The sequence below is a fragment of the Yinghuangia aomiensis genome (genome assembly GCF_039542225.1).
GTDB lineage: Bacteria > Actinomycetota > Actinomycetes > Streptomycetales > Streptomycetaceae > Yinghuangia > Yinghuangia aomiensis.
This window is the reverse complement of sequence record NZ_BAABHS010000028.1, coordinates 56,836-77,396: the sequence shown is the minus strand read 5'-3', so window position 1 is coordinate 77,396 and position 20,561 is coordinate 56,836. Positions and strand designations below refer to the sequence as shown.

The 20,561-nt window shown below is 73.0% G+C and carries 20 protein-coding genes and 1 pseudogene; 7 read left to right on the top strand and 14 right to left on the bottom strand.

All coding sequences use genetic code 11. The features are described 5' to 3' along the window. Positions 1 to 24: 24 nt before the first annotated feature. The gene (locus ABEA93_RS31120; protein ID WP_345679197.1) at positions 25 to 501 is read right to left on the bottom strand and encodes a GNAT family N-acetyltransferase; all 477 of its coding nucleotides are present in this window, start codon (positions 499 to 501) and stop codon (positions 25 to 27) included. A 140-nt stretch (positions 502 to 641) separates the two neighbouring features. On the opposite strand from ABEA93_RS31120, the gene ABEA93_RS31115 reads away from it, so the two are divergent. Continuing rightward, positions 642 to 1,256: a GNAT family N-acetyltransferase gene (locus ABEA93_RS31115; protein ID WP_345679196.1), complete on the top strand. Its 615-nt coding sequence runs from the start codon at positions 642 to 644 to the stop codon at positions 1,254 to 1,256. Positions 1,257 to 1,278: 22 nt separating this feature from the next. On the opposite strand, the gene ABEA93_RS31110 is transcribed toward ABEA93_RS31115, so the two are convergent. The 5 genes from ABEA93_RS31110 to ABEA93_RS31090 form a co-directional block, all read right to left on the bottom strand. Then, positions 1,279 to 2,298, bottom strand: coding sequence for a TIGR03842 family LLM class F420-dependent oxidoreductase (locus tag ABEA93_RS31110; protein WP_345679195.1), 1,020 nt, complete (start codon positions 2,296 to 2,298; stop codon positions 1,279 to 1,281). A gap of 99 nt (positions 2,299 to 2,397) precedes the next feature. Beyond that, a complete protein-coding gene (gene hydA / locus ABEA93_RS31105; protein ID WP_345679194.1) occupies positions 2,398 to 3,801 on the bottom strand; it encodes a dihydropyrimidinase in 1,404 nt (467 codons plus the stop codon). A gap of 1 nt (position 3,802) precedes the next feature. Then, complete coding sequence (locus tag ABEA93_RS31100) at positions 3,803 to 4,645, bottom strand: nitrilase-related carbon-nitrogen hydrolase (RefSeq protein WP_345679193.1); 843 nt, start codon at positions 4,643 to 4,645, stop codon at positions 3,803 to 3,805. A 190-nt stretch (positions 4,646 to 4,835) separates the two neighbouring features. Then, positions 4,836 to 5,513 carry a lysophospholipid acyltransferase family protein gene (locus ABEA93_RS31095; protein WP_345679192.1) on the bottom strand — a complete coding sequence of 226 codons (678 nt, stop codon included), beginning with the start codon at positions 5,511 to 5,513 and terminating at the stop codon, positions 4,836 to 4,838. Between the two features lie 84 nt (positions 5,514 to 5,597). After that, complete coding sequence (locus ABEA93_RS31090) at positions 5,598 to 6,758, bottom strand: epoxide hydrolase family protein (RefSeq protein ID WP_345679191.1); 1,161 nt, start codon at positions 6,756 to 6,758, stop codon at positions 5,598 to 5,600. Between the two features lie 383 nt (positions 6,759 to 7,141). Here ABEA93_RS31090 and ABEA93_RS31085 point away from each other — a divergent pair, with 383 nt between their 5' ends. Further along, on the top strand, positions 7,142 to 7,621 hold the full coding sequence (locus ABEA93_RS31085) for a cupin domain-containing protein (RefSeq protein ID WP_345679190.1): 480 nt from the start codon (positions 7,142 to 7,144) through the stop codon (positions 7,619 to 7,621). 87 nt (positions 7,622 to 7,708) lie between these two features. Here ABEA93_RS31085 and ABEA93_RS31080 read toward each other — a convergent pair whose 3' ends face one another. Further along, the gene (locus tag ABEA93_RS31080) at positions 7,709 to 8,578 is read right to left on the bottom strand and encodes an arylamine N-acetyltransferase family protein (RefSeq protein WP_345679189.1); all 870 of its coding nucleotides are present in this window, start codon (positions 8,576 to 8,578) and stop codon (positions 7,709 to 7,711) included. Then, on the bottom strand, positions 8,575 to 10,032 hold the full coding sequence (locus ABEA93_RS31075) for a glycosyltransferase family 87 protein (protein ID WP_345679188.1): 1,458 nt from the start codon (positions 10,030 to 10,032) through the stop codon (positions 8,575 to 8,577). The genes ABEA93_RS31080 and ABEA93_RS31075 overlap by 4 nt, the downstream gene beginning before the upstream one ends. A 163-nt stretch (positions 10,033 to 10,195) precedes the next feature. Between ABEA93_RS31075 and ABEA93_RS31070 the strand changes: the two genes are divergently transcribed. Next, on the top strand, positions 10,196 to 11,377 hold the full coding sequence (locus tag ABEA93_RS31070; RefSeq protein WP_345679187.1) for a molybdopterin-dependent oxidoreductase: 1,182 nt from the start codon (positions 10,196 to 10,198) through the stop codon (positions 11,375 to 11,377). Then, positions 11,374 to 11,883 carry a hypothetical protein gene (locus ABEA93_RS31065; RefSeq protein ID WP_345679186.1) on the top strand — a complete coding sequence of 170 codons (510 nt, stop codon included), beginning with the start codon at positions 11,374 to 11,376 and terminating at the stop codon, positions 11,881 to 11,883. Before ABEA93_RS31070 ends, ABEA93_RS31065 begins: the two co-directional genes overlap by 4 nt. A gap of 162 nt (positions 11,884 to 12,045) precedes the next feature. On the opposite strand, the gene ABEA93_RS31060 is transcribed toward ABEA93_RS31065, so the two are convergent. Genes ABEA93_RS31060 through ABEA93_RS31050 form a run of 3 tightly spaced genes read right to left on the bottom strand, consistent with a single transcriptional unit; the run spans position 12,046 to position 14,190 of the window. Continuing rightward, on the bottom strand, positions 12,046 to 12,771 hold the full coding sequence (locus ABEA93_RS31060) for a methyltransferase domain-containing protein (RefSeq protein WP_345679185.1): 726 nt from the start codon (positions 12,769 to 12,771) through the stop codon (positions 12,046 to 12,048). Further along, the gene (locus ABEA93_RS31055) at positions 12,768 to 13,499 is read right to left on the bottom strand and encodes a TIGR04282 family arsenosugar biosynthesis glycosyltransferase (protein WP_345679184.1); all 732 of its coding nucleotides are present in this window, start codon (positions 13,497 to 13,499) and stop codon (positions 12,768 to 12,770) included. Before ABEA93_RS31055 ends, ABEA93_RS31060 begins: the two co-directional genes overlap by 4 nt. Beyond that, the gene (locus ABEA93_RS31050; protein ID WP_345679183.1) at positions 13,492 to 14,190 is read right to left on the bottom strand and encodes a glycosyltransferase family 2 protein; all 699 of its coding nucleotides are present in this window, start codon (positions 14,188 to 14,190) and stop codon (positions 13,492 to 13,494) included. The genes ABEA93_RS31055 and ABEA93_RS31050 overlap by 8 nt, the downstream gene beginning before the upstream one ends. Positions 14,191 to 14,365: 175 nt before the next feature. On the opposite strand from ABEA93_RS31050, the gene ABEA93_RS31045 reads away from it, so the two are divergent. Beyond that, positions 14,366 to 15,079 (top strand): response regulator transcription factor, encoded by a 714-nt coding sequence (locus ABEA93_RS31045; RefSeq protein WP_345679182.1) that lies wholly within the window; start codon positions 14,366 to 14,368, stop codon positions 15,077 to 15,079. A gap of 12 nt (positions 15,080 to 15,091) precedes the next feature. After that, entirely contained in the window at positions 15,092 to 16,222 is a 1,131-nt protein-coding gene (locus tag ABEA93_RS31040) for a sensor histidine kinase (protein WP_345679221.1), read from the top strand. A 49-nt stretch (positions 16,223 to 16,271) separates the two neighbouring features. Here ABEA93_RS31040 and ABEA93_RS31035 read toward each other — a convergent pair whose 3' ends face one another. Together ABEA93_RS31035 and ABEA93_RS31030 are read right to left on the bottom strand one after the other, a co-directional pair. Further along, complete coding sequence (locus tag ABEA93_RS31035; RefSeq protein WP_345679181.1) at positions 16,272 to 17,315, bottom strand: NAD-dependent epimerase/dehydratase family protein; 1,044 nt, start codon at positions 17,313 to 17,315, stop codon at positions 16,272 to 16,274. Positions 17,316 to 17,368: 53 nt separating this feature from the next. After that, positions 17,369 to 18,082: a hypothetical protein gene (locus ABEA93_RS31030; protein ID WP_345679180.1), complete on the bottom strand. Its 714-nt coding sequence runs from the start codon at positions 18,080 to 18,082 to the stop codon at positions 17,369 to 17,371. A gap of 57 nt (positions 18,083 to 18,139) precedes the next feature. On the opposite strand from ABEA93_RS31030, the pseudogene ABEA93_RS31025 reads away from it, so the two are divergent. Next, positions 18,140 to 18,199, top strand: a pseudogene (locus tag ABEA93_RS31025) (hypothetical protein); the annotation flags it as partial. A gap of 55 nt (positions 18,200 to 18,254) precedes the next feature. On the opposite strand, the gene ABEA93_RS31020 reads toward ABEA93_RS31025, so the two are convergent. Beyond that, positions 18,255 to 20,423 (bottom strand): alpha/beta hydrolase family protein, encoded by a 2,169-nt coding sequence (locus ABEA93_RS31020; RefSeq protein ID WP_345679179.1) that lies wholly within the window; start codon positions 20,421 to 20,423, stop codon positions 18,255 to 18,257. Positions 20,424 to 20,561: the final 138 nt, after the last annotated feature.

The following is a 20,561-nucleotide window of genomic DNA, read 5'->3' as shown; positions in this document are numbered from 1 at the left end:
GCTCGGCGAAGGCCCGGACCGGCGTCAGGCGCCCCCCAACTCCGCCAACGCCTCCCCCGTCAGCCGGTACACCGTCCACTCGTCCTGCGGCCCGGCGCCCAGCTTGCGGTAGAAGCCGATCGCGGGTTCGTTCCAGTCGAGGACCGACCACTCGACCCGCCCGTACCCCCGCTCGACCGCGATCCGGGCCAACTCCGTCAGCAGGGCTTTGCCGTGCCCGCCGCCCCGCGCCGCGGGGGTGACGAACAAGTCCTCCAGGTAGATCCCCGGCTTCCCCAGCCACGTCGAGTACGTCGTGAACCACAAGGCGAAGCCCACCGGTTCGCCCGTCGCGTCGTCCTGCGCGATCAGGACCCGCGCGGCCGGGGCCGGGCCGAACAGGTCGCGTTCGAAGTCCTCCGCCGTGGCCCGGGCCTCGTGCGGGGCCTGTTCGTAGGCGGCGAGTTCGTACACGAACCGGACGATGGTCGGGACGTCCTCCCGCACAGCGCTTCTGATCATGCCGGAACGCTACCGCCGACCGCGCCGCCCGCGACTGCGCGACCGGGCGCGTCGCGGCTACGATCGTGCCGGTCCCGGGGGTGCGACACGGCAGGTCCACGCCCCACGTCCTGCGCACATTCCGCCCCGAAGGAGTCGCCGTGAGCGCCCCCGTCCCCTGGACGCTCGACCACATCGCGGCCGACGAGGTCGCGCGCCCCGCGATGCGCGCCGCGATACGCGCGCTCTATACCGAGGTGTACGCCGAGGAACCATATCTGCGGACCGAAGCCGACGCCGAGGCCTGGGACGCGGGCGTGCTCGCCCAGCACCTGGCGAACCCGTACTTCCGCCTGGTGTTCGCCCGGTCGACCGAAGGCGGGGTGCCGTACGGCTTCGCGCTCGGCACCGCGCTGCAGCCCGACACCCGCTGGTGGTCCGGCATGCTCGACCCGCTGCCCGACCGGATGACCCGGGAGGACGGCCGGCAGACCTTCGCCGTCTACGAGTTCGTCGTCCGCAAGCAGTTCCGTCGGCAGCGCCTCGGCACCGCCATGCACCGCGCGCTCGTCGGCCCCTGGACCGGCACCCGCACCACGCTCACGCTGCGCCCGAGCGCTCCCGCCGCGGTGGCGTTCTGGGCCCGCCAGGGCTACCGCGCGGTCGGGTTCTCGCGCCCGTACCCGCTCTCGCCGGTCTACACGATGATGCTGCGCGACCACGAACAGGGCAGGTTCCGGGACGGCTGGGGCCCCGGAACCCCGTCGGACGAATGAGCCGCCGGCAACCGGCCGCCCCTCACCCCAGCAGCGGAACGACCCGTTCTCCGTAAGCCGCCACCGTGCTGTCCCGCTCGTCGTGCATCGCGTACACCGCGAACTGGTCGATGCCGATCTCGCGGAGTTCCATGAGGCGTTGCACGTGCGTCTCGACCGGGCCGATCAGGCAGAAGCGGTCGATGACGTTGTCCGGCACGAAGTCGGTCGACGGGTTGTCGGCCCGGCCGTGGTGGCTGTAGTCGTAGCCCTGGCGGTTCTTGATGTACGCGGTCAGCTCGTCGGGCACGGCCGACGAGTGCTCGCCGTAGCGGGCGACCAGGTCGGCGACGTGGTTGCCGACCATGCCGCCGAACCAGCGGCACTGGTCGCGGGCGTGGGACAGCGCGCCGGCGGAGTCGTCGGCGGTGACGTATGCGGGCGCGGCGACGCACATCGTGATGGCGTCGGGGTCGCGTCCGGCGCGTTCGGCGGCGAGGCGGACGGACTTGACCATGAAGTCGGTCAGGTACGGGTCGGCGAGCTGGAGGATGAACCCGTCGGCTTGGCGGCCGACGAGTTCGAGGGCGCGCGGCCCGTATCCGGCCATCCAGATCGGCAGTTGCGCGGCTTCCGGGCGCACCCACGGGATGCGGACGCGGGTGCCGTGCATGTCGACTTCGCGGCCTTCCGCGAGTTCCTTGATGACGCGCATGCCTTCGCCGAGCCGGGCGAGGGTGGCCGGGTGCCCGCCGGGGACACGGACGGCCGAGTCGCCGCGGCCGATGCCGCAGACGGTACGCGGCCCGTACATGTCGTTGAGGGTGGCGAACAGGGATGCGGTGACGGTCCAGTCGCGGGTGATCGGGTTCGTCACCATGGGGCCGATGCGGATCCGGCTGGTGGCTTCCAGAATGCGGCTGTAGATGACGAACGGCTCCTGCCACAGCACCACCGAGTCGAACGTCCAGCCGTGCGTGAACCCGGCCGCTTCGGCGGTACGCATGAGGGCGATGACGTCGTCGGCGGGCGGGTCGGCTTGCAGGACCAGGCCGAAGTCCATGGCGGTTCTTCCCTGAGGGTGCGGAGGACGGAAGACGGAAGTCGGAAGACGGAAGGCGGGAGGGCGGAAAGACGGAAGGGGGCGGCGGAAAAGGGGGGCTCAGCCGCCGTTCAGGTACTGGCAGGTCGCGCGTTCGACGTACCGTCCGTCGCCGGGGCGTCCGAAGTAGCGGCCGCCTTCGACGATCGCCTGGCCGCGCGACATGACGAGGTCGGCGCGGCCGGTGACTTCGCGGCCTTCGTACGCCGAGTAGTCGACGTTCATGTGGTGCGTGGCCGCGGACAGGGTGTGCTTGGCGGCCGGGTCGTAGACGAGGAGGTCGGCGTCGGCGCCCGGCGCGATGGTGCCCTTGCGCGGGTACATGCCGAACATGCGTGCGGGTGCGGCGCACGCGAGTTCGATCCAGCGGCGGCGCGAGATGTGCCCGTCGACGACGGCCTGGTGCAGCAGGTCCATGCGGTTCTCGACGCCCGGCAGCCCGTTGGGGATCTTGGAGAAGTCGTCGCGGCCGAGGTCCTTCTGGCCGGTGAAGCAGAACGGGCAGTGGTCGGTCGACACCACGCTCAGGTCGTTGCCGCGCAGTCCGCGCCACAAGGCCGCCTGGTGTTCGGCGGGCCGCAGCGGCGTCGAGCACACGTACTTGGCGCCTTCGAAGTCCGGCCGGGCGAGGTCGTCCGTGGACAGGAAGAGGTACTGCGGGCAGGTCTCGCCGAACACGTCGAGCCCGAGGTCGCGCGCCTGGGTGATCTCGGCGACGGCTTCCGCGGCGGACACGTGCACGACGTACAGGGGGCTGCCCGCGACGCGGGCGAGCTGGATCGCCCGGTGGGTGGCCTCGGCTTCGAGGAGCGCCTTGCGGACCTCGCCGTGCACGCGCGGGTCGGTGCGGCCTTCGGCGAGGGCCTGGGCGATCAGCACGTCGATGGCGATGCCGTTCTCGGCGTGCATCATCGGCAGTGCGCCGTTGTGCGCGGCCCGCTGCATCGCGCGCAGGATCCGGCCGTCGTCGCTGTAGAACACGCCGGGGTAGGCCATGAACATCTTGAAGCTGGTGACGCCTTCGCCGACCAGCCCGTCCATTTCCTTCAACGTGGCGTCGTTGACGTCGGCGAGGATCATGTGGAAGCCGTAGTCGACGGCGCACTTGCCGTCGGCTTTGGCATGCCACGCGTCGAGGCCTTCGCGGAGCGAGCCGCCGACTTTCTGGATCGCGAAGTCCACGATCGTGGTGGTGCCGCCGAACGCGGCGGCGCGCGTGCCGGTTTCGAACGTGTCGGCCGCGACCGTGCCGCCGAACGGCATCTCCATGTGGGTGTGCACGTCGACGCCGCCCGGGACCACGTACTTGCCCGTCGCGTCGACGACCCGGTCCACGCCGCGCAGCCAGCCCTCGGCGGTCTCCGGCGACGCGACCGCGGCGATGCGTTCGCCCTCGACGAGGACGTCGGCGTACATTTCCTCGGCGGCGGTCACCACGAGGCCGCCGCGGACCAGGATGCGCATGTCAGGCCTCCGTGAGCGGGCCGTACGCGTCCGGTCGGCGGTCGCGGTAGAACTGCCACTGCGTGCGGACCTCGTCGATGACCCCGAAGTCCAGGTCCCGGACCACGAGTTCCTCGTCGTGCTCGGATGCGACCGGGCCGACGAACTGCCCGCGCGGGTCGACGAAGTAGCTGGTGCCGTAGAAGTCGTTGTCGCCGTACTCCTCGACGCCGACCCGGTTGATCGCCGCGATGAAGTACTCGTTGGCGACCGCGGCGGCCGGCTGCTCCAGCTGCCACAGGTACGACGACAGGCCGCGGCTGGTCGCCGACGGGTTGTAGACGAGCTGCGCCCCGGCCAGGCCGAGGGCCCGCCAGCCCTCCGGGAAGTGCCGGTCGTAGCAGATGTACACGCCGATCCTGCCGACCGCGGTGTCGAACACCGGCCAGCCCATGTTGCCCGGGCGGAAGTAGTACTTCTCCCAGAAGCCCTTGAGCTGCGGGATGTGGTGCTTGCGGTACTTGCCGAGCACCGTGCCGTCGGCGTCGATCACCGCGGCGGTGTTGTACAGGAACCCGGACTGCTCGCGCTCGTAGACCGGGACGACGATCACCATGCCCAGCTCGCGCGCGAGCGCGCTCATCCGCGCGGTCGTCGGCCCGTCCGGGACCGGCTCGGCCCACTGATAGTGCTCGGGCTCCTGGACCTGGCAGAAGTACGGGGCGTTAAAGACTTCCTGGAACCCGATCACCTGCGCGCCCTGCGCCGCGGCCTCGCGGGCGTACGCCTCGTGCCGGTCGACCATCGACGTGGTGTCGCCCGTCCACTTGGCCTGCACGAGTGCGGCGCGTACGACTGGAGACATGCCCGACCCCCAACAGTCAACGAACCTACCGAACCGGCTGAAACCAGCCGGAATCGGCCGGATCCCACCGGAGAGCATCGGAAAACCGACATGGCGGGAAGAGCCGACTGTAACGCCGGGCATGCGGCGGCCGGTGGATTTCGCGCGGTGCGTGTCGCGTTGGGGGTTCTGCGCCGTGGGGAAGGGCCGGTCAGGCGTCCTCGACGGGCCTCTCGTTGTAGACGCCCGCCGTCTCCTGGCCCGACAGCTTCTGGATCGCTTCCATGATCTCGTCGGTGATCTCGCGGCGGGCCTTGCCGACGTCCTTGCGGTCGTAGTGCGCGGAGAAGTCCATCGCCTCGCCGAACCGCACCAGCGCCTTCGGCGAGAACTTGGGGATCTTCGTGCCGATCGGCTGCACCTTCTCGGTGTCCACCAGCCCCACCGGCACCACCGGCACGCGGGCGGTCAGCGCCAGCCACGCGACGCCGGTACGCCCGCGGTACAGCCGCCCGTCCAGCGAACGCGTGCCTTCCGGGTAGATCCCGAACGCGCGCCCCTGGTCGAGGACGCCCTTGCCGGCTTCCAGCGCCGCCATCGCGCCGCGGTTCTCGGAGCGCGGCACCGGCACCGCGCCGAGGCCCTCGAAGAACGCGCGGCTGGCCGCGCCCCGGATCCCGGTGCCCTCGAAGTACTCGGCCTTCGCCAGGAACGTGACCTGACGCGGCGCGACCAGCGGGATCACCAGGCTGTCGCAGAACGACATGTGGTTGCTCGCGATGATCACGCCGCCGGTCTTCGGGACGTTGTCCGCTCCTTCGACGCGGGGACGCCAGATCGCGCGCGAGGTCGGTGCGACGACGCGGTGCATGAAGTGGTAGAACAGCACGTCTTTCCCCCGGTCGGGTCTAGGGCCAAGCCACCCTACCCACTCCGCGCGGCCCGCCGTGCGACCGCCCACCCCTACGGGTGGTTACCAACCGGTCACCTTGAGCGTCTTGGCCCGCAGTGGCCGGAAAAACGCCCTGATGTCCTCGACGAGCAGCTCCGGCTCCTCCATCGCGGCGAAATGCCCGCCCGACGGCATGTCCGTCCAGTGCACCAGGTTGTACTGCCGCTCCGCCCACCGCCGCGACGGGGTGCTCAGCCGCTCCGCGGGGAAGTACGCGTACCCGGTCGGCACCTCCACCCGGCCCCGCTCGCGCGGCTCCGCGGCCGCCACCGCGTTCTCGTAGTAGAGGCGCGCGGCCGAATGGGCGGTCGCCGTCACCCAGTACAGGGTGATGTTCGTGAGCAGCTCGTCCCGGGTGAACGACGCCTCGACGTCGCCGCCGCAGTCGCTCCAGCCGCGGAACTTCTCCACGATCCACGACGCCAGGCCGGCCGGTGAATCGGTGAGGCCGTGCCCGAGCGTGTACGGCTTGGTCGCCTGCAGTCGCAGGTAGCCCGCCTCGTCGCGCCCCAGGTCCCGCATGCGCGCGAGCGACGCCCGCTCGGCATCGGTGAACCCGGCCGGATCGTCGTCCGGACCCGGGCCGGCGATCAGCAGGTTGATGTGCAGTCCGACGACGTTTTCCGGCCGCGCCAGCGCCAGCTCGGTCGACACCACCGAACCCCAGTCGCCGCCCTGCGCCCCGTACCGGTCGTAGCCGAGCCGCGCCATCAGCTCGGCGACGGCCGCGGCCATCCGCACCGGGCCCCAGCCGGCTTCGCGGACCGGGCTCGACCAGCCGTACCCCGGCAGCGACGGGCACACCACGTGGAAGGCGTCCGGGCCCGGCTCGGTCAGCGGCCCGACGATCTTCGCGAACTCGGCGACCGACCCCGGCCAGCCGTGGCTGATCACCAGCGGCAGCGCGTCCGGATCGGCGGACCGTGCGTGCACGAAGTGGATGCGCTGGCTGTCGATCTCGGTGACGTGGTTCGGGTGCGCGTTCAGCGCGGCCTCGTGCACGCGCCAGTCGTAGCCGTCCCGCCAGTACGCGCACAGCTCGCGCAGGTACTCGGTGTCCGTCCCGGCGTCCCACCCGGTGCCCGGCACCGGCTCGGGCCAGCGAGTTCGGGCGAGTCGGTCGCGCAGGTCGTCGAGAACCGCGTCCGGCACATCGATCCGAAACGGCTGCACAAGGCTCATGGCACGGTCCGATCTCCGGCCCCATCGGGCCGGACACATGACGGGAAGTCAGATCCCTTGTGTCCTATCCGGATTGGGTGGCGGGATCAAGGGGCGGAGGGGCCGAGGGCCGGCCCGCCGACCGCGCGGAAAGGATCTTTCACCGCGCGTAGACCTCTGCGCCGGGATCGGCTACCTTGCGCGGTGGGGGGAGAAATCCCCGCGCGGAAGGGCCGGTGCCTGGGGAGGACCACCGGTCCGCGGTGCGGGCCCGGCGTGTGGCAGCCCCCGTCTGCCGTCGTCGCCGGGCCGGCATCCGCGGTTCCGCGTCCGTAATGGACGTTCGGCGTCCGATACAGGACGCCGCGACTGCTGGGGGGAACCATGCAGTTCGGGGTGGGGCGATGACGTACGCGGGAGCGCGTGCCGCCCTCGACACACGGCACGCCCGGACCGGATCCGGGTCGGCCGCCGCGTTGTTCGGCGGAGCTTCGGCCCGGCCGGCGGTGCCCGGCCACGTCACGCAGGGCCGGTTCGGCCTGCACGAATGGCTGCTGCCGCCGCACGGCGGTTTGGTGGCGCCGCACAGCCACACGTTGTTCTCCGAGTCGTTCCACGTCGTCTTCGGCACCGTGCAGGTGTACGACGGGGAACGCTGGAGTCCCGCGCCCGCGGGCGACTTCCGGCACGTGCCGGAGGGCCGCGACCACGGGTTCCGCAACGACGGCGACGAACCGGCGGCGATGCTGGTCCTCGTCATGCCGGGCGCACCCCGCGAGGCGTACTTCCGCGAACTCGCGGAGATCTCCGCGGCGGGCCGCGACCTCAGCGACGCCGAATGGGACGAGTTGTGGGAGCGTTACGTGCGGGTAGGAGCGACCTGAGAGCAGGCCGTGCTTCCCGCCGATGAAGCGCGGCCCTCCCGCGGCCGGCGAGGGCCCCCACCTCTCGCCGGCCGCGCCAGGCCGTCCTCAGGAGCCGGAGGCCGCGAGGTCCGCGGCCCGGCGCAGCAGGTTCTGCTCCTCGTCGATGGTCAGCGGCACGTCGAGCACTTCGAGCCAGTCGGCGAGTTCGCCCGCCGCCAGCGGGCGGTGCTCGGTCGGTTCGCCGGCGCGCCGTACCGTGACGGTGTCGTGGGTGACGGTGACGTGCCGGTCGGGCAGGTGCCGGGCGACGACCAGGGTGCGGGTGAAGTGCGAGTCGGGGTGGGTGCCGGTGTAGTGGTGGCCGATGGCGACGTCCATCGGGGTGACGGGCAGTTCGTCGGTGGCGTGCATCACGAGCCAGCCGTTGTCGCGCCAACGGCGCATGCGCCACGTGGTGTTCGTGCAGGCGTCTTCGGTGTCCTTCGCGGGCTCGTCGTGCCGTTCCATCCGGTAGCGCCACCCGAGGTGGTCGTCTTCCGCGCCGTCGGCGAGGGCGATCGGCCGGAGCAGGCTCATGCCGAAGCCGGTGTCGCACAGCAGCCGCTGTCCGTCGAGGGCGACTTCGACGACCATGTGCGTCCGGCCCTGTTGGCTGCCGTCGGCGGGGTCGCCGACCCGGCCGAGGTGGCGGCGGACGGTGTAGCCGAGGCGTTCCAGCACGGCGGCGAAGACCGTCGAGTGTTCGAAGCAGTAGCCGCCGCGGCCGCGGCCCACGAACTTGCCTTGGACGGCGTCGAGGCCGACGCCCGGGTGCTGCCCGAGCAGCACGTCGATGTTGTCGAAGGTGAACGTGCGGACGTGGGCTTCGTGCAGCGCGTCCAGGCCTGCCCGGGTCGGCTCCTGCGGTTCGAGGCCGACGCGTGCGAGGTAGCCGTCGAGGTCGAGGCGGTCGGCTTGCCATTGATCGGTGGTCACGGCACCAGTGAACCAGCGTCCGCCGACGTCCGCGGTGCGAAGGTCCCGGCGCGGGCCCGTCGGCGCCGCAGCCAGGCGGCGCCGACGACCGCGGCGGTGGCCAGTCCGTAGGCGCCTTGGTGGACGGCGCGGATCTGGCCTTCGGTGAGGTAGAGCAGCCACGTGAAGTAGAGCGCGTATCCGGCGAGGCCGACGGCGAGCCATTCGACGCGGCCGTCGAGGACGACCAGGGCGACGAGCAGCAGCGCGTACCACGGGTAGTTGGGGGCCATCACGAGCAGCAGGACGCCGGTCATCGTCAGCGCGGCGCTCCAGGGCCGGTCGGGGTCGGAGCGCCGGGCGACCAGGGCCGCGGTGGCGGCCAGGACGGCGACGGCGGCGAACGGGGCGACGGCTTCCGGCAGGGCGAGGTCGAGGAGGCCGAACCGGGCGCCGTCGTCGTAGCGTTCCTCGCGCAGGTAGCCGGGCAGGTAGCCGACGACGGCGGAGCCGGAGGCGAGGAGGTAGGGGACGTACGCGCCCGCGACCGTCAGCACCGCCGCGCCCCAGGTGTGCCACGGCTTGCGCTTGCTCGCGCCGACCAGCGCCGCCGCCGGGAACATCTTCACCGCGATCGCCGCGCCGAGCAGCACGCCGCCCGCGGTCGCCCGGCGCGCGGCGACCGCGGCCAGCCCGAGCAGCATGAGGAACACCCCGAGTCCGTCGACGTGGGCGCTGTTGCCGAGTTCGAGCGGCACCATCGGGCACCACGCCCACAGCACGACGTAGCGCGGGTCGCGTCCGATGCGGCGCAGTATCCGCAGCAGGAGGCCGGTGACGGCGAGCCCGGTGAGTGCGGCGGCGATCTGCACGGGCTCGCGGTGGCCGGGCGGGGTGGCCGCGTGGATGCCGAGGTACCAGGCTTGCGCGACGGGCGGGTAGATGGTGTGCACATTGGGGCGGTTGATGAGGGTGCAGCCGCCGTCGGGGAGCGGGTGTTCGAACCAGCCGCGGCAGGCTCCCGGGGGGAACAGCCAGTCGTCGCGCAGGTGCGCGACGGCCGGGTCCTGCGGCGCGTACTGGTAGGGGGAGATTCCGGCGGCTTGCACGCGGCCGTCCCACGCGTAGCGGTAGGCGTCGTCGCTGGTCTGCGGCGGTGCCGACACGGCGATGATCTGGAACGCGACGGCGCCGATCCACACGAGCCACAGGGCACGCCGCGCCGGGACGCGGCGGATCACCGCGAGCGCGGCGAGCGCGAACAGCGCCCAGGCGACGCCGTACACGGCGTACGTGCCCGGCGTGCCGGGCCGCGTGTAGGGGCCGTGGACGGCGTACGCGAGGACCGCGCCGAGTGCGGTGGCGCAGGCCGCGGCGGCGCAGGTCCACGCGGTGCGGCTCCCGGCGCTTCGGCGGTCGGCGGGGGGCCGCGGGGCGGTGCGCCCGGTCCCGGTGCCGGGCGTGCTGATGTGCATGGTCCGACCTTGGCACTTCGACGCCGCCGGATCGGCGTGCGCGGAGGTACGTCAGCGATTCGTAAGCAGATGGGCGTCTGCCGATGCTCCGTTTGGCGTTTGTCAGGATTCGGTAATGCGCGCCGGAGGTACGCGGCGGTGCTTTCCGGGGTTGAGTGCGGTCATGAGCAGGAATCGCATCCCCGGTGACGTGCCGCTGCCCGAGCCTCCGGAGGCGCTGCGCCGCGGACCGCTGCGCGAGGGCGCGTTCGGCAAGGCGCTGCACGATCCGCGTACGGCGGTGGTGGTGGGGCGTTGGCTGGGCCCCGCGTTCGCGGTGTGCTTCGTGACCGGGCTGATCAGCCACTACATGCAGCACCAGCCGAGCTGGCTTTCCATCCCGAGCCGCCCGGTGTGGGGCTATCGGGTCACCCAAGGCCTGCACGTGGCGACCGGTATTGCGGCGATTCCGCTGCTGCTGGTGAAGCTGTGGGTGGTCTACCCGCGGTTGTATGTGTGGCCGCCGGCGCGGTCGGTCCGGCATGCCGTGGAGCGGCTGACGGTCGCGGTGCTGGTCGCCGCGGCGCTGTTCGAGCTGATCACCGGACTGATCAACATCGTCGAGTGGTACCCGTGGCCGTTCCCGTTCGTGCCGGTGCATTTCTGGATCGGCTGGGTGGCGACCGGGTCGGTGGTGCTGCACATCGCGGTGCAGCTGCCGGTGATCGCCGCGCACTGGCGGCGCGGACCGGAGGCGTTGCCGGCCGCGGACGGGCCGTCGCGGCGCGGGTTGTTGGCCGGGCTGGCGGCGTCCGTCGGAGTGGTGACGCTTGCGACGGTCGGGGAGACGGTGGCGCCGCTGGCGGAGGTGTCGCCGCTGGCGTTCCGACGCCCGCGGGTGGGCTCGCAGCATCTGCCGGTCAACCGCACGGCGGCCGCGGCCGGCGTCCTGCCGGTCATCCACGACCCCGAATGGCGGCTGACCGTCCTCGGACCGCAGGAACTCTCGCTCTCCCGCGGCGAGTTGCTGGCGATGCCGCAGCACACGGTGAAGCTGCCGATCGCGTGCGTCGAGGGCTGGAGCGCGTCGGCGACCTGGTCGGGAGTCCGCGTCCGCGACCTGCTCGACCGCGCCGGGGCACCGCACGACGCGACGCTGCGCGTGGTCTCGCTCGAGAAGTTCGGCGCCTACGCGGTCATGGAGATGCGCAAGGAGTACACCCGCGATCCGCTCACCTTGCTCGCCCTGACGGTCAACGGAGAGACGTTGAACGAAGACCACGGCTACCCGGCCCGGATCATCGCCCCCAACCGGCCCGGCGTGCTGCAGACGAAGTGGGTCGACCGGATGGAGGTGCTGGCATGACCGAGCAGGCGGGCCCCGATCGGGCCGTGGACGAGACGGCCCGCGTCCCCGTGTCGCGCGCCATGACGGTGTCCCGGCTCGTCCTGGGCGCGGCCGGGCTGGCGGCGATCGGCTATGGCACGGCCGGATTGCTCGACGAGCCTTCGTACGTCGACAAGTGGGGCGTCGGCCGCTGGCTCCTGGGCGGCCTGCTCGCCCACGACGTCGTCTTCGCCGCACTCGTGTTCGGCACCGGCTGGCTGGTGATGCGCGTCGGCCGCGGCCGTGGACCCGAACCGTGGGTACGCCGCACCCTGCTCGGCGGACTGGCGGCCGGCGTCGCGGCCACGCTCGTGGCCCTGCCCGTGTTCGTGCGGCCTTGGCCGCCGCCCAACCCGTCCGCGCTGCCGCTGGCCTACGGCCGCAACCTCGCCGTCGTGTGGGGCGTGGTGGCGGCCGGGACGGGGATGGTCATCGTGATCCGGAAGTGGGCGATGCGGCGCCGCGAGGGTGCCGGGCACCGGTAGGGAGGAGGCGGCTGGGCGTCTGGAGGCGCGCTGCCCTCGGCCCTCGGCCCTCGGCCCTCGGCCCTCGGCCCTCGGCCCTCGGGCCCCGGCCCCCGGCCCCCGGCCCCCGGGCCCCGGGCCCCGGGCCTTGGTCGTTCCCGGTCCGGTCGGTTCCGGCCCCGGTCAGTTCCGGTGCAGCGCCACGAACGTCCGCCCGCTGTGCCGCCACGTCTCGTCGGCGGTGAACCCGTGCGCGGGGGCGAGTCGACTGAGGGCCGCGGAGCCGATGCGGGCCCAGCGGAACGGGTGTCCGCGCCGGCCGCGCGCGTCCTCGACGCGCACCGCGAACCGTTCGTGGACGTCCGCGTCGTCCGGATCGGTTTCGGCGAGCAGGACGCCGCCGCGGCGCAGCAGCGCCGCGACCCGGTCGAGCAGTGCCGCGGGGTCGCCGCCGATCCCGACGTTGCCGTCCGCGAGCAGCGCCCCGGACCAGCGGCCCTCGCCGGGCAGCGGCTCGAACACCGAACGGTGGAGGCAGGCCGCGCCCGCGGCGATGGTCAGCCGGACGGCTTCCCGGGAGACGTCGACGCCCAGCACCGGGATCCCGCGGCGCACCAGCGCGGCGGCCAACCGGCCGGGCCCGCAGCCGATGTCGAGCGTCGGCCCGGTGCAGCGTGCCAGCAGCGACGCGTCGGCGGCATCGGCGGCGGCCTTCCAGCGGGCGACGTCGACCGGAGCGCGGGTGCCGTCGGCGCGGCGGACGTAGAGGTCGCCGCCGGTGCGCAGGGCGGCTTCGTAGGGAGCCGCGGATGCGTCCTCCGGGCCGGCGAGTTCGTCCGTGGCGGGGTGACGGCGTGCGGGCAGTCGGCCTTCGGGAATCCGGAGGCCGTGCTCGGCGGGGCTCGTCATGCCGTCGCCGTGGCGGTCGCTGTCGCCGTTGCCCGGGCGGGGGCGCGGTGCGGCTGCGGGACCGCAGTGCCGGGCAGGAGGTGTCGTGCCAGCCGGGCGGTCCGGGTGCCCGGTGCGGCGGCGGCGACGGCGGCGAGGTCGGCGACGTGGTCGATGTCGGTGAGTTCGGGGAGCAGGCCGACGCGCAGCCCCGCGCCGGTGAGGCGGGCCAGTTGTGCGGCGCCGGTCCGCGGGGTGGACATCGGGACGCCGAGCAGCAGCGCCGGATCCGGCCGGCGGAGGCCGAGGGCCCAGAACCCGCCGTCCGCGGCGGGCCCGAACCACGCGTCGGTGTCCGTCCAGTCGACGGCGAGCAGGTCGGGCCGCAGTTGCGGCGTGTCCATGCCGACCAGCAGCGCGGGCCCGGTGCACAGCGCGAACGCGGCGGCGAGGCGCACGTCGAGCCCGCCGCCCGTCTGCGGCACGACCTCCAGGCCGCACGGGAACCACGGCCGCGGCGGCCCGTCGAGGACCAGCACACGGCGCGCGGCGGGTGCGGCGAGGACGGCGTCGAACGTGTCGGCGAGCGCGGCTTCGGCCACGTCCGCGGCCTGATCGGGCGTCAGGTCCGGGGTGAGCCGGGTCTTGACCCGGCCGGGTACGGGGGTCTTCGCGATGACCAGCAGCGTCGTCCCGGTGGCTGTGGGGGCGGCGGCGGAGGCTGAAGCGGGGGAGGGACGGTCAGACACGGGCGAGCACCGCGCTCATGTCGCGGACCGCGTGCAGCGTGCCGCGCACGGTGCCGGTCACTTTGGAACGCCCGGTGCGCGGCAGGTACCGCACGTCGGTTTCGCGGATGCGCCAGTCCGCCGCGGCGGCCCGCACCACCATCTCCAGCGGGTACCCGGACCGGCGGTCGGCCAGCCCGAGCGCGAGGAGCGCCTCGCGGCGGGCGGCGCGCATCGGGCCGAGATCGTGCAGGCGTACGCCGGTCCGCGACCGCAGTTTCCCGGCCAGCACCCGGTTGGCGACCCGGGCGTGCGGCGGCCACGCGCCGAACGTCGCGGGACGCCGCCGGCCCAGCACCAGGTCGGCCTCGCCGTCCCGGACCGGGTCGGCGACGTAGGGGAGTTCGCGCGGGTCGAGGGACGCGTCGCAGTCGCAGAAGCACACCACCGGTGCGGTGGCCGCGACCAGCCCGGCGTGGCATGCGGCGCCGAAGCCGCGCACCGGCTGGTCGACGACCAGCGCGCCGAGCCGGCGGGCCAGGTCGCCGGAGCCGTCCGACGACCCGTTGTCCACGACGATCGCGCGGTAGCCGGGCGGCATGCGGTCCAGGACCCATGGCAGCGCGTCCGCCTCGTCCAGGCACGGAAGCACCACGTCGACCGCGGCGGTGGGCGATGCGGCCGCCGGGGCGGCCTGGAGGGGCTTGTCCATGACCGCAACGCTACGGAGCGCGACGGCGGATTCCGGGCTGCGGCGTGCTTACGGAATTCGTACGTCCGGGTGGTCTCCGGCCGGTCGCCCGTCCCGCGGCCCGGGAGTCTTACGGATTGCGAACGGGCCTCGCGTGCGATCCCGGCGCGCCTTCCCGGCTCCGTACACTCGCCGCATGTCAGGCACCGTACTCGTGGTCGACGACGACCCGACCGTCGCGGAAGTCGTCGTCGACTACCTCCGCCAGGCCGGATTCCGCACCACCCACGCCGCGGACGGCCCCGCCGCGCTGGCCGCGGCCGACGAGATCGCCCCCGATCTCGTCGTCCTCGACCTCATGCTGCCCGAAATGGACGGCCTGGAGGTCTGCCGCCGGCTCCGCGCCCGCGGCCCGGTCCCCGTGGTGATGCTGACCGCGCTCGGCGAGGAAAGCGACCGCATCATGGGCCTGGAACTGGGCGCCGACGACTACGTCACCAAACCCTTCAGCCCCCGCGAACTCGTCCTGCGCATCCAATCCGTGCTGCGTCGTGCCGGAACGCCCCCCGAGCCCGGGCCCGGCATGCTGCGCGGCGACGGCATCGAAGTGGACGTGACCGCCCACCGGGTGACCCGGAACGGCAGCGAGCTGTCGCTCACCGCCCGCGAATTCGACCTCCTGTGCTTCTTCCTGCGGCATCCCGGCCGGGTGTTCTCCCGCGACGAACTGATGCACGAGGTGTGGGGCTGGCAGTTCGGCGACCGGTCGACGGTGACGGTGCACGTGCGGCGGCTGCGGGAGAAGGTCGAGGACGATCCGGCGGTGCCGCGGCATCTGGCGACGGTGTGGGGGGTCGGGTACCGGTGGGATGCGGGGCCCGGCGCTTCCGCCGACGCGGCGAGTGGGTGACCCGCCGTGCCGCTGAAGGACTTTCTGCTGGTCTGCCTCATCGCGGGGCTGTGCGGCCTTGCGGTCACTGCCGCGGGCATGGTCGCGCTGCGGTGCGCGGGGCGCCGCCCGGTGGCCGTCGCGCTCGGGGCATCGTCGGTGGTGACGGTCGCGGCCATGGCCGCCGGCACCCTCGGCGTCGCCCAGGCCATGTTCCTGTCCGCGCACGACCTCACGGTGATGATGGCGGTCTGCGCGGTGGCCGCGGTCCTGGCGATCGGCGCCGCTGCGGTCCTGGGGCGGCCGGTGGTCGCCGACGTCCGCGCGCTCCAGCAGGCCGCCCACGGCCTCGGCTCGGCCTCGGCCGACGACGACGACGCGTACCGGCCACCGCCGCGTCCCTCCGCGATAGCCGAACTCGCCGATCTGAGTTTCGAGTTGGAACGAACCTCGGCTCGCTTGCGGGAAGCCCGGGCCCGGGAACGCGCCGTCGAGCAGTCCCGCCGCGAACTCATCGCCTGGATCTCCCACGACCTGCGTACCCCACTCGCCGGACTGCGCGCGATGGCCGAGTCGCTGGAAGACGGCGTGGCCGCCGACCCGGCGCGCTACCACCGGCGGATCCGCGTGGAAGTGGACCGGCTCAGCGGCATGGTCGACGACCTGTTCGAACTGTCCCGCATCCAGGCGGGCGCCCTGCAGCTGTCGGTGTCCCGGGTGTCGCTCTACGACCTGGTCGGCGACGCGCTCGCGGGGACCGAGGTCCTGGCCCGGTCCCGGGCGGTACGCCTGGAGGACAGCGGCATCGCCGCCGTCCCGGTGCACGTGGACAGCAAGGAGATGTCGCGGGCGCTGACCAACCTGCTGGTGAACGCGATCCGGCACACCCCGTCGGACGGCACGGTCGCCGTGGGCGTGGAACGCCTCGCGGACGACCATGTCCTGGTGACCGTCACCGACGCGTGCGGCGGCATCCCGGAAGACGACCTGCCGCGCGTCTTCGACACCGGCTGGCGCGGCTCGCACGCACGCACACCGGGACCGGACGGCGGCGCGGGACTCGGACTGGCCATCGTGCGCGGGATCGTCGAGGCGCATCGCGGGACGGTCGACGTGGTGAATGTCGGGGGCGGGTGCCGGTTCGAGATGCGGTTGCCGGCGTGACCGGTGGTCGGGGTCATGGTCGGGGTCGTGGTCGGGGTCGTGGTCCGGTTCAGCGGAGCGGTGCGGCGGCGAACTCCCGCATGCCGTCCTCGAAGGCCACCCGCGGCCGCCAGCCCAGCTCGGTTTCCAGACGGGCGGGTGACGCGGTGATGTGCCGGACGTCGCCGAGCCGGAACTGGCCGGTGACGACCGGGGTGGGGCCGCCGTGCGCCTCGGCGAGGGCCGCGGCCATCTGCCCGACGGTGTGCGGGCGTCCGGTGCCGGCGTTGTAGGCGCGGAAGCCTGCCGTCCCGTCGCCTTCGCGGGTGAGCGCGGCGACGTTGGCCGCGGCGATGTCCGACACATGGATGAAGTCGCGCCGCTGACCGCCGTCTTCGAACACCCGCGGGGCGATGCCCGCGGCGAGCGCCGACCGGAAGGTCGACGCGACACCGGAGTACGGCGTATCGCGGGGCATCCGCGGCCCGTACACGTTGTGATAGCGCAGCGAAGTCGCCGTACCGCCGACGGTACGCGCCCACGCCGCGGCCAGGTGCTCCTGCGCCAGCTTGGTCGCGGCATACACGTTGCGCGGGTCCGGCGCCGCGTCCTCGCCGACCTGTCCCGGTGCCAACTCCGCCCCGCAGCGCGGACAACGCGGCTCGAACCGACCCGCGGACAGATCCGCGGCCGGCCGCGGACCGGGCACGACGGCACCGTGCTCGCCGCAGGTGTAGCGGCCTTCCCCGTACACGACCATCGACCCGGCGAGCACGAGCCGGTCCACTCCGGCGCGAGCCATCGCGGCAAGGAGGACCGCGGTGGCGAGGTCGTTGCAGCCGACGTAGTCCGGCGCGTCGTCGAGGTCGAGCCCGAGACCGACCATCGCCGCCTGGTGGCTGACCGCATCCACACCACGCAGCGCCGCCGCGACGGTCTCGGGATCGCGGACGTCCCCCTCCCGGAACTCCACGTCCCCCGGCACCGCCGGCCGGCCCCGATGGACCGCGGGCAGCAACGCGTCGAGCACCCGCACCTCATGGCCTGCTGCCAGCAAGGCCTCGCAGACGTGCGATCCGATGAACCCGGCACCGCCGGTGACCAGAACCTTCATGGACGCGACGCTAGGCCCGAATCGGCCGCCGCGTGCGGAGGCAGGGCGGGACGTCAGGGTTCTGTAAGGCATTCGGACGAGGACGCCGGCGCGTCGAACCTGACCGGCGCCTGGCGCGCGAAGCCGAGCCCGAGATGGGTCGCGGTACGGAGCGCGGCGCGGCGGGCGTAGGTACGGGGGCCTGCGGCGTCGGCCAGGGCGAAGAGGACGCCGGCGGCTTCGCGGGCATTGTCGGAGCCGAACTTGCCGAGGGCACGAGCTGCTTCGCGGCGGCGGCAGGGTGGGGTGGCGGGGTCGGCGACGAGGGCGCGGAGGACGTCAGGGATGCCGCGGCGGGCGTGGCGGGAACAGTTGCTGAGCCCGTGCGCGGCTTTGACGCGGGCGCGTGGTGGGGTTCGGGGGTCGAGCGCGAGGGTGCGGAGGCGAGTGGCGGCTTCGGCGGGATAGGCGGGGCTGAGGGCGCGGAGGGTATGGCCACGTGGACGGCGGCGATGTCGCGGTCGTCGGGGGAGCGGATGGCGCGGAGGAGGTCCGTGGCTTCCACGGTCAAACGGGGGCTCACCAGGGTGAGCGCCGCGGCCGCGGCTCAGCTCGCGTACGCCCGTGTGGGCGCTCTGGTGCAGGAACGACTGCGCGCGTAGTCGCCCACTGGGCGTATCCCCGAACCACCGTCCGGCGAGTTCCGCCAACTGCTCTCGGTCGAACGGCTCCAGCGCGTAGGTGCCGAGGGCGAGCCGGTCGAGGAACTCCGTTGCGTTCTGCGGCACGGTCCCGCGCTACGGGAACTCACCGGCGGACGGGGCGTCGACGCGATCTACGACCCGGTGGGCGGCACCGCGGCCGAGGACGCCGCCGGGGCGTTGGCGCGGGGCGGGCGGCTGCTGGCCGTCGGGTTCGCGAGCGGGGCGTGGGCGGAGGTGCCCGCGGCAAGGCTGTCGGTCAGGCGTGCTCGAGGGCCTTGGTGCGGGTGTGTGCCGGGCTCCGGTTGTCGAGTGCGCCGGTTGGTGTTGCCAAGGTCGGCAACGTCGACGTGCGCGGGTGCGTCGGCGGCGCGAGCGGGGTGGCCATGCCCCGGCCGGCGGTGACGGCGACCGCGGATGCCAGGTGCCGGGGCGGGAGCGGCCCGGCGAATCCGCCTTGGACGGCTTCCACCTGGGCGATCTGGGTCGCGAAGGCTTCGGCGCCGCCGTGGGCTCCGGCCCACTGCATGAAGTGGCCGCCGGGGAACTCCATGAGGCGGACGTCGGCACCTGCGCGCGCCGCGACACGGGCGTACGGGAAGGTCTGGTCCTGGGCGTACGTCCGCGTGTCCTGCATCCCGAAGCTCATCAGCAGGACGGGCCGCCGCGCCCCGGGGTGTCGGACGATCCCATGGTCTCGCATGTGCCCGTAGGCGGAGGCCGCGGACAGTTCGGGACCGAACGAGTTGGCGCCGGCATTGCAGAAGCCGACCCCCCTGGCGAGGCCTTGGGCGTCCACGCGCAGGAACGCCGAGCGCAGCGCGGCCCCGTGGAACAAGTCGGAACGCAACCGCAGGGCCTCGGCGGCCGAAACCGCTTGGCCCGAGCCGCCCATCAGGAACATCCGTCCGGGCTTCGCCGCGCCGCGTTCGGCCAGGGCTTCTCCGGCGCCGATCAGGAGGTGGGGCAGCTCGGCGACGCCGCTGCCGCCCTGGCGCGGATGGTCGTGGTAGACGACGGCGGTCGCACCGCCCGCCGCGTGGACGGCGTCGTCCACCATGTGCTGTTCGGGTGTCCGTCCGAACTGGACCTCCCCGTACAACGGATACGCGTCGCGCATCACGACGGTGGGAGTCCGGCCGTTGGTGCGGGCCTTCACCGGCGTGGTCAGGCGCACGACTCCGGTTTGGTGCGGCCGGCTGCCGAAGCGGAACGGGATGTCGCGGGTGACGGTGGGGACCGGTTTCGGGCCGCGGGCGCGCAAGTCTTTGGTCAGGCGCAGCTCGTGGGCGGTGGATGCGGCGTTCGGGTAGGCGGTGAGACGTCGGCCTCCGATGTCGTCCCAGGCGATGACGAGCTGCCGGGAGCCGGTGCGGCTGTCCGTCACTTCCGAGGCGGCGACGATGGAGGCGAACGGGGTGCCGGGCGAGGTGAACTCCCGGATCCGGGTGAGGCGCGGGCCGCGATCGGTTTCGCGGAGGCCGTGCAGGACGAGGGAGTCCCGGCCGTGGCGGGTTCTGGTCAGCGAGATGCGGCCGTCGTCGTGGACGGCGAAGGCACGGAGGTGGATGCCGCTTGCCGCGTCGCCGGTCGCGAGCGTCTGGCGGCTGCGCGGGGTACCGAGCTTGTGCAACGGGGCACGGACCAAGGCGCCGTACGGGCGGCGGCCGCTTTCGGTGGTGAGGAAGTACGCCCAACCGTTGCGGATCTGGAGGGACTTGGATCCGGCGCTGGTGGTGTCGACGAACGCGACCCGCGTCGGGCGGCGTGGGTCGGTGGTGAGGTCGTAGACCGCGGCGCGGTGCTGCTGCCCGGTGCCGGAGGTCTCCGACACCACCAGCCAGCGGTTCTTGCCGTCCTTCTGCACGGACATTTCCGGGATGAACGTGTCCGAGCCCCAGCGGGGCGGCGCCAGCTCCACCGGGACGTCGCGCGCGGGGGTGTCGGCGAGGGGGTTCTCGCGCAGCATGACCCGGAGCGCGCCGCGCAGCTGTCGGTTCTCGTGGGCGACGTGGTATAGGCGGCCTGGGCGGTCGCCCTCGGGTTGGTCGTAGGCGGTACCGCTCGCGCGGCACTCGCCGAAGCGGCCGCCGCCCACCGGGCGGCGGGTCTCCGGATCGACGATGACCCAGGGGCCGAACTCGGTACCGTCGGCTATCCCGGCGAGGACCTTCGACCCGACCATTCTCCAGTCGGAGATGGTGCCGCCACGCACGAAGTCGGCCGGGTCCACGACGGTTTCGACGTCGTCGAGGCCCGCTTCGGGGCGGATGCGGACAATCCGGGTCTTCTCCCATTCGGGCAGGCGAAGGCCGAGGTACCACCAGCCGTCGGCGGCGACGGGAACACCCTCGACGACCGCCGACCTGGCTGCCAGGGCCCGAGTCCACCGCTGGAGGCCTTCGGGGGGTGGCGGTGTGTCGGACATGGCCGATTCCTTCGCGCGCGTAGTTGTTGACTCCAGTGTGGTGGGTGCGGCGGGGGTGCGACGGACGGGAGAGCTGTTACCGCGGAAGTGCCGCGCAGGAGGGATGAGAGGCGCAGGGGCGGGGTTCCGTCCGCACGT